This window comes from Frankia sp. AiPs1 (assembly GCF_023716945.1).
Lineage (GTDB): Bacteria > Actinomycetota > Actinomycetes > Frankiales > Frankiaceae > Frankia.
In genome coordinates, this window is sequence record NZ_JAMQQF010000689.1 from 1 (window position 1) to 2,836 (window position 2,836).

Below are 2,836 nucleotides of genomic sequence, written 5' to 3' on the forward strand. Positions count from 1 at the left end.
GGGGCGCCCACCGTGGCCACCCGACCGGGGCCCGGCGACGCCAGCCGGCCCCGCCGCCCGGTCCGGGTGCTGGAGGTGCTGGGCCAGATGGACCGCGCCGGGGTGGAGCTGCGCGCGGTGAACCTGCTGCGTCGGCTGGATCCGGAGGAGTTCCGGCTGGAGTTCGCCGTCACCTCCGGTGCCCCTGGTTCGCTGGACACCGAAATCCGTGGCCTCGGCAGCGAGGTGTACTACTGCCGGGCCGACTGGCGGTTCGGCTGGCGGTTCCTGCGACTGCTGCGCCAGGTCCGTCCCGACGTGGTCCATTCCGCCGTTGCGACCTTCTCCGGGGTGGTGCTCGCGCTGGCCCGACTCGGCGGCGTGCGGCGACGGGTGGCGTACTTCGTCAGCAGCGCCGACCGGCACGGTGACAGCGTGCGCGGCCGGGTACAGCGGGCGTTCGGACGCCTGCTGCTCGACCGGTTCGCCACCGACCTCGTCGCGGTGAGCGAGGCGGCGATGCGGGGGCTGTGGCGGGAGGACTGGCGGCTCGATCCGCGCTGCCGCGTCGTCTACAACGGCGTCGAACTGGAGCCGTCCGGGGTCGCCATCGCCGCGCGGCGCCGCGCCGAGGATCTGGCCGAGGACGACCACGACGTCGTGACCCTCGTCCACATCGCCCGCCCGGACCCGCTGAAGAACCGGGCCCGCGCCATCGAGATCCTCGCCGCGCTGCGGGCCCGCTCGGTCCATGCGCGGCTGCGCATCGTCGGCCGCCAGGACGACGCCGAGACCGCCCGGCTCAGCGCGCTCGCCGACCGGCTCGGCGTCGCCGAGCACGTGGAGTTCACCGGCGAGGTCCGGGAGATCCCCCGGCTGCTCGTGGCGTCGTCGCTGCTGCTGGTCACCTCACTGCACGAGGGGATGCCCACGGTCGTGCTGGAGGCGCTCGCGGTGGGCACCCCGGTGCTCTCGTCGGACCTGCCGGGGGTCGTCGAGATCGGCCGCCTGCTGCCCGGGGTGGCCACGCTGCCGCTGGCCACGTCGGACGCCGTCTGGGCGGACACCGTCGACATGCTCACCGCGATCCCACCGACCATCGATCAGCGCCGCGAGGCGATGCGACTGCTACGCCGCTCGCCGTTCACGATGGACACCTGGCAGCGCGACATCACGGCGGTGTGGTCCTAGGCGATGGCCGTCCCCAGCCGAGCCGCCGGACCGTGCCAGTCCCGGTGGCCGTACCCACCCGTTGCCGCGCCCCCCATCCGGCCCGCCCAGCCCGCCCAGCCCGCCGAGGCCGACTGGGTGGCCCGGGCGGCTCAGCCCGATGGACGGCGTCGGGTGGGTGCGGCACCCTCTCGCCGGGCGAGCGGGGTGGCCCTCGCCGGCTGCCTGCTGGCCCTGTTCGCGGTCGCGGCCTGGTCGACGTCGTTCGCCGAGTTGGCGGAGTACTCCGCCGCCCGGCTCGGCGTCGTGGTGGTCGTCGGCTGCGTGCTGCTGTGCGTCCGAGCCCAGCCGCGTGGGGTGTGGGCCTGCTCGTCGGTCTACCTGATCACCCTGTCGGTGTTTCATTTCGGGGTGGCGGCCCTGTTCGCGACCGGCACCTCCTTCGACCGGATCCGCGATCAGTACGACTTCCGCTGGCTGGGCGTCTATCCGATGAGCCGGCTGTTCGCCGTGGCCACGCTGGGAGTCGTCAGCGCCACGGTAGGGGTGGCGGCGATGACGTGCCTGCGGGCCGTGCGTGCCGGGAGCGAGAGCCGCGAGCCCGCCGCGACCCACCGGCCGGCTGTCGCAGACCGGCAGGCCGTCGCGGATCGGCCGGCGCTCGCGGATCGGCCGGCCGTCGACGCGGCTCGGCCGGACCTGCGCGCACCCGTCGGCTTCATGCTGCTCGCGGTGTCGGTCCTCGGGCTCATCGCGATCGTGCTCGCCACCGGCGGGCTCGGGCTGCTGTTCGGGTCGTACGCCGCGGTCGGCGAGACGGCGTTGCGCGGCCCGCTGGTGCCCTACGTGCTGCTCGGGATGGGCCTGGGGCTCGTCCTCGCGGTCATCGGTGGGCCGAGCCGGTGGCGCACGGCGGCCCTGGTGGTGTTCGCCCTGTTCGCGGTTGTGGCGCTGCCGCTCGGGCTACGGGGCGAGGTGATGTTCCCGGCCGTCGCGGCGGCGGCGGTGGCCGCACGGCGGCGCATCGTGGTGCGCGGGATCGTCGTCCTGCTCGGCGCGGTCATCCTGCTGGCGTTGATCGGTGGGCTGCGGGAGATCCGCCAGTCCGGTCTGGCTGCCACCCGGCTCAGCGCCATCACCTTCAGCCCCGTCGACGGGATCGCCGAGCTCGGGGCCTCGATTCGCCCGATCGGCTCGGTGCTCGAGTGGCGCGACGAGTTCGGCGAGCGTCCGCCCGCCGGTTCGACCTTCTACGGTCAGATCGACCGGCTGGTGTCCGGCCGGGTGCTCGGCCACCCCCAGCCGTCCCAGTACAGCGACGAACGGCTGTTCAACGTGCTGATGCTCGACCGGGAGGGTCCGATCGGGGGGTCGCCGATCGCCGAGGCCTACTACAACTTCGGCGCTCGAGGGGTGGTCGGCTTCCTGCTCCTGACCGGTCTCGTCGTGGCCTGGATGGACCATGGCCGATCTGCGCGCGGAACGGACACGGCCAGCATCGTTCTGCTCGTTCCGTTGATCACCGAGGTGCGCAACGCCTTCGCGGCGGTGCCGGTCCAGGTGCTGCTCGGCCTGGGCGTGCTCGGCCTGATCCGGGCCGCCGAGATCATGGTTGCCCGCACCCCCCGCGTCGCCCCCGCCCGGCCCCGGCGGGATCCGCCGCAGCCCAGTCCGCCCCGCCCGGGCC

General features: G+C 74.1%; 2 protein-coding genes. Both read left to right on the forward strand.

From position 1 onward, the window contains the following. A partial coding sequence (locus tag ND748_RS29415; RefSeq protein WP_374216069.1) for a glycosyltransferase occupies positions 1 to 1,170 on the forward strand: 1,170 nt, incomplete at its 5' end. Positions 1,171 to 1,323: 153 nt separating this feature from the next. Continuing rightward, the coding region (wzy, locus tag ND748_RS29420; RefSeq protein ID WP_251749453.1) for an O-antigen polysaccharide polymerase Wzy at positions 1,324 to 2,836 on the forward strand (1,513 nt) is incomplete at its 3' end.